This window comes from Niallia sp. FSL W8-0635 (assembly GCF_038007965.1).
GTDB lineage: Bacteria > Bacillota > Bacilli > Bacillales > Cytobacillaceae > Niallia.
Genome location: NZ_JBBOYD010000001.1, coordinates 1,126,745 through 1,142,694, shown reverse-complemented (window position 1 = coordinate 1,142,694; position 15,950 = coordinate 1,126,745). Strand labels below are relative to the sequence as shown.

Below are 15,950 nucleotides of genomic sequence, written 5' to 3'. Positions count from 1 at the left end.
AAATCCTGTCTCTATCTAACTCCTTAATTTCTTAATTTCTTAATGGTTAACTTTCTTTTTACTATCATATCAAAAAAAGTGCTTTTCTACATTTTTTTCTTGCTTAAAATTACATTACAAGGTAATATTGTACTTTTTCTGTTTGTTCACAATCTTCTACCTCTCCATTTTTAAAATAATCGTCAAAAGCAATAACCTTACTTAATTTAAAAAGAGGGCACCAGATGGCACCCTCTATCATTTAATCATTATATATATTCTAAAAACCAGTTGTTAATGTAGTTTAGTCTTTCTATTCTAAGTGTAGGTTTCCCGCTTCTTGAAAGTTCATGATTCGATTCGGGAAAGCGTACAAATTTCGTTTCTTTTTTCTGAACCTTTAAGGCAATAAATAATTGCTCGGCCTGTTCGATTGGGCATCGATAATCCTTTTCACCATGTAAAATGAGTAATGGTGTTTGAATGTTATTGACATAGGCTAATGGAGAATGCTTCCATAGTGTTTCCAAATCATTTAAATCTGCTTTTATTTGCCAATCTGTAAAATAATAGCCTATATCACTCACCCCATAAAAACTTATCCAATTCGAAATGGAGCGCTGTGTAACTGCTGCTTTAAAACGATCCGTATGCCCAACAATCCAGTTTGTCATAAAACCACCATAACTTCCTCCTGTAACACCTAAACGAGAAGCATCTATAAAATCAAATGTTTCTAAGCAATAGTCCACGGCATCCATAATATCTTCATAATCCTTTCCACCATAATCTCCACGTACAGCGTCCACAAATTGTTGTCCATAGCCATGGCTTCCTCTCGGATTAATAAATAGTACAGCAAAACCATTGGATGTTAGGGTTTGAAATTCATGGAAATAAGAATTAGCATACATCGCATGCGGGCCCCCATGAATCTCTACTACCATAGGATATTTTTCTCCCTCTTGAAAGCCTTGTGGTTTCATTAACCAACCATGCAGCTCCCAGCCATCTCGAGAGTTAAATTGCAATGGCTCAGCTTCAGAAAATGTATGTGCTTCAGCAAACTCTTTATTCACATCTGTAATTTGCTGAACCTCTCCTGTCTCTAAATTCAATGTATGTAAATCTCCTGGATGTGTTGGTGTACTAATAGCTACAACTGCTCTTTTTAAACTTCCTCCAGTTGATAAGCCGTACACATGATGATTATCAATAAGAGATGGATAGATTGCTCCACTAATATTCCCAAAATAAACAACGGTATTTCCATGATCTGTTCCTAAAAAAGTAAAGCTTTCATTATCTTCTCCCCAAAGTAGGCCAGGTGTGACAGCCCCTTGTTGAAAATCTCCAATTGCATAATCTCCAACATTCACATCCCAATCTGGTGTCAAGCATTGTAGATAATCTGATTCTAAATCATATACCCATACCTTAGACAGAGTGGCATTCTCGTATTCACGACCACTTCCAATCAAACCTAACTTTTTACTATCAGGCGTCCATGTTACTTTTCCATAATTACCATCACTTTCTGTTATTTTATTCCAGCTATCTTTTTTTCTGTCATATAGATAAATATCAGAAAGAAAGCTAAAATCCTTCTCATTATTTTCATCTGCACTAATCGCGATATACTGTCCATCAGGTGACCAGCTTTGCAGGTAATAATTATTTTCTCCTGAAGTAAGTTGCTCGATATCACCACTTTCTGTATTTATAACAGCAATATGGTCATAGCTACCATCCCAAAAGCCCTTCCCGTCTGATTTATACTTCATATTCGTTACTTCTAAAGCAGTAAGCTTATTCTCTTTCTCTTCCTTTTTAACCTCTTTATCTTCTACCGTTTCGCCAGGTTTCAAATTAATTTGAAAAGCAATCTCTTTGCCATCGGGAGACCAGACTGGATTACTTACTCCATTCACTAAAAAGGTCAACTGCTTTGCTTCTCCGCCGTTTTTACTTAATAGAAATAATTGATTTTTTCCTGAACGATTAGAAATAAAGACAACTTGTTCTCCATTCGGCGACCATCTTGGAGAATAGTTTCGATCTTTCCCAAACGTCCATTGAGAGGTTTCAAGTGTATTTAGATCCTTATAGAATATATTTGAATAATACTTATCGGTTTCTTTGCAAATAGAAGTGAGCACATATAAGCATGCTTGCTCCTTTTCATTAACCTGTGGATCCACCACGGAGTTTAATTCATACAAAGATTCTGCATCTATTCTTTTACTTTCTTTCAATTTCATCTTCCTTCCCTTATTATAGTATTTATATATTTCGACAATTGAAATAGTTTCCCCTTCTTATCTTTCCTTTTTCTATCATTTTTTGAAGATGCAGTATTTAAAACCCTGCTTCCTTCATTTATATTAAAAACTCGTTTAAAAAATATAATTATCAACTTGAAAATAGCAAACAAAACAGGTATTATCATATAAGAACAAATGTTCTACAATATATAAAAAAGGGGTTACAGATTATGACACGAATTCCTGAAATAGAAAGAGACATTATGGAAAAGGCTATTTATCTTCCTATGCTTTTAACTATACTTAATCGGGATCTGCAGGTCATCAAAATAAGCAATTTTAAATTAAAACAACCTTATATAGCCCTTATAGAAAATACAATGAAAGCAGTACAATCGGAGTTAAAAAATACGAAGAATTATATGCATAAGCATGCATTGAAGATTCAGGAAGTAAATCGTGATGATGCTTTTACCATGTTTTTGTTTATATACAATGGCTACGAAGAATATCATAATTATTTTAACCCACGCCTTCGCAATAAAGTTCAGGAATTATTAGAATATTTTTTGTACAAACGGTTTACTATTAGTTAACAAAAACAATTAAAAAAAAATCCTGCTAATTGTTATTCGGTTTGCTTCGCTTTTTTTTATATATCATCTGGCTTTCTGCCAGTTTTTTCTGTTTATCCATTACACTTTTATATGTTAGCTCAGGATTTCTACTTGCTTCATAATTATAATGCTGTAAAGTTTTTAACGATTTTGTCCGCATAATTTGGTTTCTCAGCGTATAGATAGAAATCCCAATTTCTATCTTTTGCTCATTTTGGAAGGTAATCCTCACTTTGGACGCTTCTATTTTTTTTATATCAAGAATATGATGAAGTGAAATCCATGCACAGTTATTATTTCTGGGAGAATGAGTCGGAAAGACATACACCGAATTAAATTCATCAATCACAATCGGAAGCTTATGATAATAGGTCATCAGTCGCCTCGTTCCCTCTCTTCTTCCTTCATAAGAGCTCCCAAGATAACTACAAGTATTTTTAACAATCATAAGCGGGCTGAGTTTGCACAAAAATACATTCCTATCTTCAAATATCTTTGAATAGATAACACCATTATCTAACATATAAGGCAATACTGCATTTGTGTGATACGTAATACCATACTTATCTACGATTTTATACTTTTCTTCCATCTATAAACCACTCCTTTTCTTTATTGACCTCACCCAATAATAGCACTTTTTACCTAATCAGCATTACAATATTTCGATTCTTCAGAAAACAGACATACTTTATAATCAAATTTCACAATTTTAAAAAAATAAATTGATAATTATCAAATTCTCCCATATAATATTAAAAAGGCATCAGGAGGGAAAGACAATGAATGATAAGTCCTACACTGAATTTACAAAGTTAAGTGGCCAAAAAAAACACACAGAAACTTATGTAAAAGACCTCTACATTGAAATGTTGCTTTCTGAAATTCAATTAAACAATGAAAAAGCAAGTTTGATGTCCTTGATCGATAAAGCCATTGATGAGCGAGATAGAGAAAAATTCAACGAACTTAGTATTAAATTCAATTTATTATGTAAGCGCTTCGGTACTTGATAACACTATATTTCTTAACAATTTAAGGATGCCCCAAAGAGCCTAATTTGCTAGCTAAAATTAAGCTCTTTGAGACATCCTTTATTTTTTTGTTTTCTGTTTTCTAAAAGAATAGCGCGTTTTTACAGGAAAATAATCCATTTAGGAATAATAAACAGCCTGAATACATGTAGGCTCGCTTGACAGAACAAATAAACTCTGTAAAAACGAATCGTATTTAGGCTGCCGATTTGGTTAATTAAAACATTGGTTATTGTTGCTGATTTTGCAAACGGATGCTTTCCTCTTCTAGCTTACTAATTCTTTCTAACATTGTCGGATGGCTATAGCGGAATATTTTCACTAATAAAGGTGGGTTCACTTCACTCAATCCTGTTTTTGCTAATTTTTGAAAAGTGACAATACCAGCTTCTGGGTTCTCCGTTAATTGGACTGCGTAATCGTCTGCCCTTGTTTCCTCATACCTTGAAATTAAATTAGTAAATGGATTTACAGCAAACAGCAACATAGAAATTAATAGTAGAACTAAAGGAAAGGACTGAATATCCTCTACTTTCAATATTTTAAGTGCATGTCCCCATCTATTCACAATCCAGTGCATTAATTTATAAATAAAATATAAACCAAACAAAGACAAGAATAAGGAAATACCTATCCCAATATAAATATGTTTTTCTACATAATGAGCCATTTCATGTGCCATTACAAATAAAATTTCACCATTCTCTAATTCCTTTAAACTCGTATCCCAAAGCACAATTCTTGCGTTGCTTCCTATTCCTGTAACATACGCATTTAATGCATTTGTTTTATCCGACATGTTCACTTCAAAAACATGGTCGGCAGGAATATTCGACGCACTCGCTAGCTTCAATATCTCAGCCTCTAGTGCTTTATCCTTTAAAGGAGTGAAATCATTATAAAGTGGATCAATAACAACTGGCTGGATAAATGTAAGAAATAATGTAAACGGAATAGATAACAGCCATGCATAAAGCCACCATTTCTTTTGACTTTTTCTCATTAGCCAATATAAGACAAGAACAATAAGGTACAAAAGAAGATAATTCACCCAAAAATCAATTAATTGATCCTTCATCCAAGAAGGAAAGCTTTGTGTAGAAATATGGTAGGTTTTGGACAAGGAATAACTAACATAACTAAGAGGAAATGTCATGACAAATGCTGTTATATTAAGCCAAAATAAATAAATCGCCGTTTGCAATGGCTTATATTTTGCCGAAGCCTCTCCCCATTTTTTAAATATTTTGGAAAAACCAAATAACAATATTAATAAATAAAGAAGCCACTCAAATGGAGTAGATATAAAAAACAAGAAGTTCCTTACCCGTGAATATTCCTCACTTAATACCAATTCTCTACTATTTAGAAATGTACTTGGATCCGCTTTTGATCCCTGATATTCAAAGGGCAAAGTTGGACTCGTGAATTGAAATAAATACCAATAAAAAAACAAGCCGTATAAAACATAGGCAACTACTGCATAAAAACCAATTTTTCTAGTCATAATCTCCCTCCTGCCTAGTACAACCTATTATTAATAAGTAGTCCAAAAAAGAATTTTTAGAACTAAAAGGAGTATTTTTTGCTATTTATTTTGTTTATCTTATTAGCCGTTGGAATCAACATCTGTGTAACACTGTTTTATCCGTTAAACGTAAAAAAGCATCCTAAATAATAGGATAACCACTATCATTCTAGATGCCTAAAAATATTCTTCTATATGATTAATAAATCAATTGCAGAAAATCTTCTTTTGTGACATTTCCGAAATAATGCTTAATGGGAATATCTTCTAATGCTTTTTCTAATTCAGAACGGTCATAGCGAACACCAATAAGGCGTTTTTCAATATCTTCTACATCGCCAACACCAAAGAAATCACCATAAATTTTACAGTTTTTCACAATTCCTTTTACTACATCAAATCTTACATCAATTTGCCCAACCGGGAAACGATGTGAATGCTGCAGATTGAATTTAGGTGATTTTCCATAATTCCAATCCCAATTTTGGTATCTTTCTTTTGATAATTGATGGATTTTCTCCCAATCATCTTCTGTTAATACATATTCTTGAACATTCTCTTCCCCATCAAAAAGATAACTTAACAGTAAGCGGCGAAATTCTTCTATTGATATTTTTTTCGGAAGAAATTCAGTAATGTTCGCTACTCTACTTCTCACTGATTTAATCCCTTTTGACTCAATTTTGTCTTTTTTCACTTTCAACGCTGACACAATATGATCCATTTCAGAATCAAAAAGTAATGTACCATGGGTAAACATTCTTCCTCTTGTAGAAAATTGTGCATTACCAGATATTTTTCTACCTTCAGCAAGAAGATCATTGCGACCACTTAGTTCAGCATTTACTCCCATGCTTTTAAGAGCTTGGACAACAGGCTCGGTGAATTTTCTAAAATTATGGAAGCTATCCCCGTCATCTTTGGTGATAAAGCTATAACTTAAATTACCTAGGTCATGATAGACAGCACCGCCACCAGACAATCTTCTAACAACATGTATGCCTTTTGATTCTACATATTCAGTATTAATTTCTTCTATCGTATTTTGGTTTTTTCCGATGATGATAGAAGGTTCATTTATATAAAATAACAGAAAAGTTTCATTTATGTCTAAATTTTTCAAAGCATATTCTTCTATTGCTAGATTAATACGCGGATCTGTAATCCCTTTATTATCTATAAATAGCATAAAAAGACACCCCTTATAATTTTGTAGAATTATATCCTATTTTCCAGAATTTAATTGCCCTTTTATACTATAACGAAAAAACGGGAAATAATCACTTCATTTGTACTTTTTTCATAGATTTGGCAAAGTTTTTTTCAAATAACTGATATTTGTGATGTACAGTCAAAAAAGCTACGACTTAGTAGCTTCAAGAATTTCTATCATATTTTAGTACAATAGATTTCCTATGAAGATACCAAGCTGTAGCTTTCAAAATTATTCTGCAGTAACTTCTATTTCATTATTTGCATAATGACGTTTGTATTTAAAGATAAAGTATAGAGCTGTACCAACAAAGAATACAAGTGGATAGATACCAAGTATCTCTACATTATGCCACATATAATTAAAATCACCAGTAGATATAACCGCTTTTAAGCCTGCTACTGAATAAGACATTGGCAATAGATTGTGGATATGCTGTAATGCATTTGGTATTAACTCCAATGGGAAAGTCCCCCCACTTGTTGTTAATTGGAAAATCATAATTATTACAACAATAAACCGTCCAGGATTCCCAAATAACGTAACGAAAAATTGGATAATCGAGAAAAATACTAAACTAGTTAAAATGGTAAATAGGATAAACAATGGCACGCTTTGAACCTCCATACCTAAAATAACGAGTAATACAAAGGAAGCAACAAGTGCCTGTAAGACACCTACTCCAATCAGAATAATCGTTTTGCTTAAAAACCAGCGAATACCACTTTTCGGCTGTTCTTTTGGTTCCGCAAAAGAAAACACGATAGAGAGCATTAATGCACCAACAAATAATCCCAGTGAGATAAAATATGGAGCTAAGCCTGTTCCATAGTTTGGAACATCTGATACCTTTTCTTGATCAACTAAAATTGGTTCTGCAATCATGTCATATGTTTTTTGATCCGAATGAATCGAACTTGCTTCCTCTGCGCCATCTGATAATTTAGAGGAAAGCTCTTTACTACCATCCAATAAGGAAGAAGTTCCGTTTACCAATTCCTTTGAACCGTTTTTCAGCAAATTAGTTCCATCTGATAAAGCCGTCGAGCCTGTTGCAAGTGTATTCATTCCTGTTAGTAAAGTATTCGCACCTTCAGCTAAATTAGAAGACCCATCGACAGCTTTTGAGAATTCTTTCGTATACTGATTCATTCCAGACACAAATTGTTCTTGACCAGCAGTCTGCTGTTCAACCCCGTTTTCTAGCTTTGTACTACCATCACTTAACTGATTAACCCCTGCTTGAAGCTGTTTTTGCCCTTTTGTTAATTCAGTAAGACCATTCGAAAGGCTTTCTCCACCTTCTGCCAATTGGTCTGCTGCTTGACTCAATGCTGCTGTATTTGTAGCAATAGACGAACTACCATCCACTAAGCCTTGCATTGCTGCTATTAACTGCTGCTGATTTTCTTCCGGTAACCCTGCTAGCATCGGCATAATCGAATTAATTGTTTCCTGTAAGGTTTTAGCACCTTCCGTTAACTGATTTGCTCCAGCAGCTAATTGCTCTGATTTATCACTCCATTCAGTTAAACCTTGCGATAAAGTATCTGCACCTGTTTGAAGCTGATTTGACCCTTCTATTAGGGAAGGTATATTCGCTTTAACTGTATTGATTCCATCTTTTGTTTGAGAAACGCCATCCAGAATCGCTTGATCGCCTGCTTGCAATTTCTGTGCTGCTGTACTTAATTCCCCTTGTGCAGATTGGAGTGCAGATAACCCTTCATTCAAATCACCAGCACCAGCTGCCAGCTCTTTCACACCATCATTTGCAGTATTTACACCATCAGAAAATTGAATTGACTTTTCAGCAAGCGTCTCTAAGTTATTATAAACTTCTTCGGTACCAGATTTAATTTTGTCTGTACCCTCTTCTAAATCCTTCGCACCTGAACTTGCCGTTTTTAAACCATCTGACATTTCTGTAATATTTTCAAAAATAGATTCAGCATAGGTTTCCGTCACTTCTTTACTAACACCCTGCTTAATTTTTTCAATTGCAGAGTTCCCTATCTGAGAAGAAATAAAATTATAGCCAGGATTAGAGACATATTTCAAATCTAATTTCTGTGGATTATCCTCAAGTAAGGTCGTCGCATTTTCTGAAAAATCCTTTGGTATCTCTATTAACATATAATATTTTTGATTTTCTAAATTTTTATAAGCAGTCTCTTTATCAACAAAAATAAAATTAAAATCTTCACTGTCCTTTAAATTACTCACTAAATCTTTTCCGATATCTAATGATTTTCCGTTCATTTCTGTCCCTGTATCTTCATTAACGACTGCAACAGGCAATTTATCTAGGTTTCCATATGGATCCCAGAAGGCCCATAAATAGATACCCGCATATAATATTGGAATAAATACAATAGCAATAACAGAGATCAGCATCATTTTATTTTTAAAAATAGAGGACAGCTCTGCCTTTAATAAACTTTGTTTCATGTTATTCCCTCCATTTTCAATAAATCCATTACTCTTTCCTTTACTTTCAAATCCCCTTTACTTAGAAACTAGGGACTCCCCTGATAATCCATAAAATAAATGCATTTCTAAACTAGAAGCTATTTCCTCAGCACTAAGAGGTGGGTGATTTTTCTCCCATTCAAAAATTAATGCTAGGTATACTTTAAAGATAATAAAAGAGGTCAACTCTGAATCTTTTATCTGAATTTCCCCTTTATCTACGGCTTCTTGCACACGTATTTTCATATAATTTAAAATGGCATTTTCTAAGTGATTAATAACTTCCTTTACTTCTAAAGTACCGATTTCGCGTTGTTCTTGAAAAAGTTTTACCGTCAATTGATGTTCTTTTCTGTACTCAAGCATATTCATCAATGCACGATGGACATTTTCCATAAACGTAGAGGTAGGATTAAAAGACTCATCTGCTCTTTCCTTCATTTCCGCTATCAAATCATTAATAATTTCGTAAAAGAGCTCTTCCTTATTCTTAAAAAAAGTATAAATAGTTCCTTTTCCGACATTTGCGATTTTAGCGACATGGTCCATAGTAGTTGCTTTATAACCGAACATAGAAAAGGATTTTGTCGCAGCTTCTAAAATAAGCTTTCTACGATTAACACTCATACACCCCACCTCTTTCTTACTAGCAATATATTTGTTATTTTTCATATGTAGGAGCAAAAAAAGTCTTTGCTTTTTCCCATTGGTATTAAAATTGTACTAATTGCCCTAATTAGCAAAAATGACTAAAATAACAATTCGGTCAGTTGGTACAAAAAAGAATATATCACAGTGTTAAAACTCTTGCAACAAAAGAAACCAAGCGATTTTCGTAAAAATCACTTGGTTCCGTTTCCAATATAATAAGGTCAAGAAAAAATTTTTTTAATGTATTATCCTTTAATAGGTAAAGCAATTTCTTTTAACACTGCTGTTGCTAATGCATCAATAAATTCTGGCTGCGCATTCGGCATCTTTGGTCGATAATAACTTGCCCCAACTTCCTCAGTAACCACAAGGCATTCGTAGTCATTGTCATATAAAACCTCTAAATGTTCTGCAACAAATCCTACTGGAACATAAACAAATGCTTTATATCCATGCTTATCGTATAAATCTCTTGTTAAATCTTGAACATCTGGTCCAAGCCAAGGATCTGGTGTATTACCCGCACTTTGCCAACCTAAATAATAAGTAGAAATTCCTGCTTCTTTCGCAATTAAATCTGCCGTTTCCTTTAATTGCTCTGGATAAGGGTCTCCATATTGAAGAATTTTTTCTGGTAAACTATGTGCAGATACAATTAATGCTGCATTATTTCTTTCTTCTTCAGACATTTTACGGTATGTCTCTTTTAATTGATTTACCCAATAGTTAATAAACTTAGGCTCCTTATACCAGCTTTCAATACTATGAATCGTTAATCCACCTAGTTTTTCTGCTTCTTCTTTTGCACGATTATTATAAGATTTAATACTAAATGTAGAATAGTGAGGAGCAAGCACAATACTTACCGCTTCTTGTATGCCATCTTTATGCATCATCTTTACAGCATCTTCTACAAATGGTTCAATATGCTTTAAGCCTAGATACATTTTAAATTCAATATCATCTTGTATTTCGTTAAGATGTGCTTCTAATCCTTTTGCCTGTTCCATTGTAATTTTCGCTAATGGCGAAAGTCCACCAATTGCTTCATAACGACTTCGTAAATCTTCAAGCATTTCATCTGTCGGCTTTCTTCCATGTCTAATATCCGTATAATATCTCTCAATATCCTCTTCCTTATATGGCGTTCCGTATGCCATAACTAGAAGTCCCATTTTTTTGCGACTCATTTTCATTACCTCTTTCCTTTCTACTATTTTGTATCTTTTTTCTTTAGCTTTTTTCGTAAAGTTTGTTGCTATTACCCGCATATCAGAAATACACTTCGCTTTCCGTGGGGCGAAGCTTAAGCCTCCTCCGCTTCGCCTCCGGGGTCTCAGACTGTCTCGCTAATCCCCGTGGCGACTACGTGTATTCCGGCTGCTCCATTATTTCAACTAACTCTTTTCTCCTATTGAAAAAACAACAATCTTTTAGAAAATAGCCTTTTCTTTAGATATCCTTTAAAGTTGTTATTATTTACCCACACGCTTACTTAATAAATCACCAGAATATTCATGAATAAACCCAGTCAGTCTTTTTAACACAGCAGGATCTACATCTGGGAATACCCCATGTCCTAGATTAAAGATAAAGCCTGGTTGTTCGATTCCCTGATTAATAATTTGTTTGGCCCTTTCTTCAATAACATTCCATGGTGCAAGTAACACAGCAGGATCCAGATTTCCTTGAACCGCTTTCGTTATCCCCATCTTTCTTGCTTCTGAAATTGGCAATCTCCAATCAAGCCCAACTACATCAAGAGGAAGATTATTCCATTCTAAAGCTAAATGACTTGCTCCAACACCATGCATGATAAAAGGGACATTTTCTTCCTTTAATTGTGAAAAGATTCTTTCCATTACAGGTTTAATGAATAGGCGATAGTCTTCTACATTCAAAGCACCTACCCAGGAATCAAAAATTTGAATAGCACTTGCTCCAGCCTGAATCTGCGCCTTCACATAGGTAACAACCATATCGCCAAGCTTTTCCATTAGAACAGTCCAAGCTTCTGGTTTTGCATACATAAATGCTTTTGTTTTATGATAATTTTTCGATGGTCCACCTTCAATCATATAACTAGCAAGAGTGAAAGGGGCGCCAGAAAAACCAATTAACGGTACATTTAATTGCTCCGTTGTCAGTAGCTTTATAGTATCAAGGACATACTTAATATCTTGTTCAGGATGTAACATACCAAGTCTTGAAATATCGTCCATTGACTGAATAGGATTCTCTATCACTGGTCCAATCCCTGATTTTATTTCAACATCTACACCAATTGCTGGAAGTGGCGTCATAATATCTTTATATAATACAGCAGCATCAACATCATATTGATCAACCGGTAATTTTGTAACATAAGCACATAATTCTGGCTGATGTGTAATTTCAAACAAAGAATATTTCTCTTTAATTGCTCGGTATTCAGGTTGGGAGCGTCCAGCCTGTCTCATATACCATACTGGAACATAATCCGTGGGCTGTCCTTTTGCTGCTTTTAAAAATGTATCTTTCATTTGTTTGCTCATTCTCTATATTGTCCACCTTTCAAAGGTATGTATTCCATTCCATCTATATAAATTGTTATTCCCGAATTATTTATAATCATTATTAAGTTATAATATTTATAAACAATATGCAAGTAAAAAGATTTGTAGAATGGATAAATATATACGCTTCTCCTAAGCTTATTCTACCCAATTAATAAAAAGGAATGTCCTAATCCTAGACACTCCACTATTTCTCTTACTTTATGTAAAAATATTCATTCTCAAATCTGCATATATTTTAATAATATATCTTTTTCACTACCTTTGCATAGATAACTTATCACATTGTCACAATTTAGACATTTTTATCTAAAAGAAATGCGAATTGCACCAGATGTATTATAACCATTATGATTTATATCATGAACAAATTTATTTCCTGAAAACATTATTTGAAACACTTATAGATTAAACATTACAGCTAAAGTTAAGCTATACTTAAAGTATAAACAAAATGGATGATACAATTAGTTATGAGGAAAATCTTAGGGCATTCTATATAAGGAAGAACGCTTACATTATAAAAAAATTCTTTCCTAGTCCCTTTCTCTTTGCAATATTAGCTAAAAACTACAGTGGAGGAAAAGAAATGAAAATCTATCTTACTAGCGGAACATATGATTATTTATGGAAGAAATACGAGAATGAATTTTCTAAAGAAACGTTATTGTTAATGCAAGACACAAATAGTGATCGGGCAATCCTACTTCACGAAAGTCAAGCACCTTCCTTTTTTAAAGAACCAAGAAGCTACGACATATTATTTACGCACGGAATATTAGAAAACAAAGGCTTTATTACAATGAATCATATCCCTGTAAGTGAGGACAATAAACCTATTTTCGAGCATAGCTTGATGAAATATTTTACTTCTAACACAAAAAGAGAGATGCAAGCAATTCGATTCCTCCGTCCTAATAAGGGAGATACTTATATTATCCTTCGTCTATGGGAAGAAAAAACAAGCTATATTAAGTGGATGCAGCAGCCAGAAAATGCAAAGGCACCCATCGGAAAAAATGGTGAAAAAAGCTGGAATAGTTCCCAGCATTCTATCTTTAATGGCAAACCATACTTCATGCAATTAACTATTCCAGAGGAAGATTAATCGTAACTAATCTCTGTAGCCTACTGAACAATTAATTACCTTGTCTTGATGACGCCATTTCTATTTGCATACACGGCTGCTTGTGTTCGGTCGGCTACTCCTAGCTTGGATAAAATATTGCTAACATGAGTCTTTACTGTTTTTATTCCTATGTATAATTCCTCACTAATTGCTTGATTTGTCATCCCTTCCCCAATACACATTAGTACTTCCAGTTCTCTTTCTGTTAAATCATCATGAGGTTTTCTTTCTGTTGCTCGTAACTTTTTCACCATTACGTTCGCAACTTTTGGCTCAATAACCGCTTCGCCACTATTTGCTTTATGAATAGCCTGAACAACTTCAAGTGCACTTGCTGTTTTTAATAAATAACTAAAAGCCCCTGCCTCTATCGCCGGAATTACTTGAGCTTCATCATAAAAGCTAGTAATAATAATGATTTTACAGCTTGGATATTCTGTTAGAATGGCTTTAGTCGCTTCGATTCCATTCCCGTTTTCCATCAATAAATCCATTAGCACAATGTCTGGCTTTTCTTTTAAGACAAGCTGAACAGCCGTTTGCCCACTATTTGCTTCTCCTACAATTTGAATATTCGACTCTGTCATTAAATAAGAAATAATCCCTTTCCGGACCATTTCATGATCATCCACTACTACTACTCTAATCATTTCCTCACCCCTTTATAGGTACTCTAATATCAATATAAGTGCCGTCACCGATTTTTGAACGAATTTCCATTACACCACCAATTTCTTCACAGCGCTCTCTCATCGTTTTCATTCCATAGGAAGCAATTCTTTCTATCGTTGGATCAAAGCCTTTTCCATTATCGCCTATATGTAAATGAGCATAATTCCCACGTTCTTCCAAAATAATTCTTGCTTTATCTGCATAAGAATGACGAAGCACATTGGATAAAGCTTCCTGTACGATTCGGAATAAATGCTCTTGACCAGCTGTTGTCAAACCTTCAATTTCATCTATACTAGCAGAAAAATGTAGCGTTGTTTTCCCTTTCAGCTCTTGTATTAGTTTAATAATTCCATCACACAAGGTATCATTACTTAATTCAACTGGTCTTAAATGCAGTAATAACGCTCGCATTTCTCCTTGTGCTTTCCCTGCAATCGATACAATTTCTTTTAACTGTTCTTTTGCTAGTACTGGATTATGATCAAAAATTTTATAAGCTGCAGAAGACATCATATTTAAAGCAAATAATTGTTGACTAACTACATCATGCAAATCTCTTGCCAATCTTTGCCTTTCTTCTATTACTGCAGCATTATGAGCTGTTTGGCTAAGTGTTATTTTTTCATTTGCTAGCCTTTGAAGGGAATGCACTTGTTCTTGGTGATAATCAGCAAGTTGATTGAGCTCTTCCTTCACATCATACACATACTCATTTATAGACATCTGCATTTTCTCTGGGATTTTCCCTCTCCGTAAAGACGATGTAAACCAAAATATTTCATCTAATTGTTTCTTAATTATGCTATTCCATTTAAAAGCAAAATAAAATCCAATCAAGGAAGTTAGGAAAAACCAAATAACTGCTAAAATAAAGCTTTCTATAGCAGACATAAAAGACTCAGGAAACAAATACAAATATATTTGTGTACTTATAAATAGCAATAAAGAACTAATCATACTCGTTAAAGCTACATTTCGGTAATATCCATAGCGACTACTTGTCTGTTTCATATTTCCCCCTATACCTTTTGCACAGCTATATCGCCTATATTAATCAAAATATTTAATTTAATTTTTTTTATTGCCTCTTCATAATCGGAAGTTACATACGCTAAGCTATTTCCAAGCCCATCTCTATTTGATTGGAGTATGCGTACTTCTCCAATCTTTGATTCTGCAGTGACATTAATCGCTAAATCATCTGGAACAATTATTTTTATATCACCTATTCTAGCATGTATAAATAGTTCGGTTTCCCCTTCTGGAATAAAGGCTTTGCTAAAATCGATATACACATCCCCTATCCCATGAGATATATGCATTGGCTCAACAGCCCAATTGTCAGTATTATATTTCACATCACCAATTCGAAATGATTTCTTTGTATATCGGTTGCCTCCACTATCAAATTCAAAGGAAAATTTTTTAGGACTAATAAGCCCTAATGCCACAAGGATAATAACTAACGGCCATAGTTTCCAAAAATCCATAAAGCCAAATTCCAATACTTGAAAACGATCCAAGATTAATAAAATGGAAAAAGTAATTATAAATAAAGTGAAAAATAAATTATCCTTTCTTTTTAAAAAGATTTGATAAAGCGATAGCATTCCATAAACAAGCAACAAGAAAGGATATATTATGACAAATATTTTTTTTATTTCCAAGGAAATGACACCTATATTAATGAGTAATAGGATCACTCCTACTATAAGCAAAGTAATGGAAAACATTGTTTTGGAAATAGATTTCTTCAAAGACTTCCCTTCTTTCTTTAAACATCTGAGGTATTGGGAATAAAAGAGTGTAAGCAGTTCCCCATCTAGATTTGGA

General features: G+C 33.8%; 14 protein-coding genes. 3 read left to right on the top strand and 11 right to left on the bottom strand.

All coding sequences use genetic code 11. The annotated features are described in order from the left end of the window. Positions 1-248 precede the first annotated feature (248 nt). Positions 249-2,240 (bottom strand): S9 family peptidase, encoded by a 1,992-nt coding sequence (locus tag NYE52_RS05455; RefSeq protein WP_341192130.1) that lies wholly within the window; start codon positions 2,238-2,240, stop codon positions 249-251. A gap of 233 nt (positions 2,241-2,473) precedes the next feature. Between NYE52_RS05455 and NYE52_RS05450 the strand changes: the two genes are divergently transcribed. After that, positions 2,474-2,839, top strand: coding sequence for a hypothetical protein (locus NYE52_RS05450; RefSeq protein WP_341192129.1), 366 nt, complete (start codon positions 2,474-2,476; stop codon positions 2,837-2,839). A gap of 25 nt (positions 2,840-2,864) precedes the next feature. Here NYE52_RS05450 and NYE52_RS05445 read toward each other — a convergent pair whose 3' ends face one another. Continuing rightward, on the bottom strand, positions 2,865-3,452 hold the full coding sequence (locus NYE52_RS05445; RefSeq protein WP_341192128.1) for a competence protein ComK: 588 nt from the start codon (positions 3,450-3,452) through the stop codon (positions 2,865-2,867). A gap of 190 nt (positions 3,453-3,642) precedes the next feature. On the opposite strand from NYE52_RS05445, the gene NYE52_RS05440 reads away from it, so the two are divergent. Beyond that, positions 3,643-3,873, top strand: coding sequence for an IDEAL domain-containing protein (locus NYE52_RS05440; RefSeq protein ID WP_341192127.1), 231 nt, complete (start codon positions 3,643-3,645; stop codon positions 3,871-3,873). 250 nt (positions 3,874-4,123) lie between these two features. On the opposite strand, the gene NYE52_RS05435 is transcribed toward NYE52_RS05440, so the two are convergent. The 6 genes from NYE52_RS05435 to hemE form a co-directional block, all read right to left on the bottom strand. Beyond that, complete coding sequence (locus NYE52_RS05435) at positions 4,124-5,401, bottom strand: M48 family metallopeptidase (protein WP_341192126.1); 1,278 nt, start codon at positions 5,399-5,401, stop codon at positions 4,124-4,126. 220 nt (positions 5,402-5,621) lie between these two features. Beyond that, positions 5,622-6,611 carry a lipoate--protein ligase gene (locus NYE52_RS05430; RefSeq protein ID WP_341192125.1) on the bottom strand — a complete coding sequence of 330 codons (990 nt, stop codon included), beginning with the start codon at positions 6,609-6,611 and terminating at the stop codon, positions 5,622-5,624. A 255-nt stretch (positions 6,612-6,866) separates the two neighbouring features. After that, positions 6,867-9,086, bottom strand: a complete 2,220-nt coding sequence (locus NYE52_RS05425) for a YhgE/Pip domain-containing protein (protein ID WP_341192124.1) — start codon at positions 9,084-9,086, stop codon at positions 6,867-6,869. A 57-nt stretch (positions 9,087-9,143) separates the two neighbouring features. Continuing rightward, a complete protein-coding gene (locus NYE52_RS05420) occupies positions 9,144-9,734 on the bottom strand; it encodes a TetR/AcrR family transcriptional regulator (RefSeq protein ID WP_341192123.1) in 591 nt (196 codons plus the stop codon). A 269-nt stretch (positions 9,735-10,003) separates the two neighbouring features. After that, complete coding sequence (gene hemH, locus NYE52_RS05415) at positions 10,004-10,948, bottom strand: ferrochelatase (RefSeq protein ID WP_341192122.1); 945 nt, start codon at positions 10,946-10,948, stop codon at positions 10,004-10,006. Positions 10,949-11,233: 285 nt separating this feature from the next. Further along, positions 11,234-12,292 carry a uroporphyrinogen decarboxylase gene (hemE, locus tag NYE52_RS05410; RefSeq protein WP_341192121.1) on the bottom strand — a complete coding sequence of 353 codons (1,059 nt, stop codon included), beginning with the start codon at positions 12,290-12,292 and terminating at the stop codon, positions 11,234-11,236. A 610-nt stretch (positions 12,293-12,902) separates the two neighbouring features. Between hemE and NYE52_RS05405 the strand changes: the two genes are divergently transcribed. Continuing rightward, positions 12,903-13,421: an antibiotic biosynthesis monooxygenase gene (locus NYE52_RS05405; protein ID WP_341192120.1), complete on the top strand. Its 519-nt coding sequence runs from the start codon at positions 12,903-12,905 to the stop codon at positions 13,419-13,421. A 35-nt stretch (positions 13,422-13,456) separates the two neighbouring features. Here NYE52_RS05405 and NYE52_RS05400 read toward each other — a convergent pair whose 3' ends face one another. The 3 genes from NYE52_RS05400 to liaF are packed head-to-tail and all read right to left on the bottom strand — an operon-like array spanning position 13,457 to position 15,874. Beyond that, positions 13,457-14,092: a response regulator transcription factor gene (locus NYE52_RS05400; protein ID WP_341192119.1), complete on the bottom strand. Its 636-nt coding sequence runs from the start codon at positions 14,090-14,092 to the stop codon at positions 13,457-13,459. A 4-nt stretch (positions 14,093-14,096) separates the two neighbouring features. After that, on the bottom strand, positions 14,097-15,128 hold the full coding sequence (locus tag NYE52_RS05395; protein WP_341192118.1) for a sensor histidine kinase: 1,032 nt from the start codon (positions 15,126-15,128) through the stop codon (positions 14,097-14,099). Positions 15,129-15,136: 8 nt separating this feature from the next. Beyond that, complete coding sequence (liaF, locus tag NYE52_RS05390; RefSeq protein WP_341192117.1) at positions 15,137-15,874, bottom strand: cell wall-active antibiotics response protein LiaF; 738 nt, start codon at positions 15,872-15,874, stop codon at positions 15,137-15,139. Positions 15,875-15,950 lie beyond the last annotated feature (76 nt).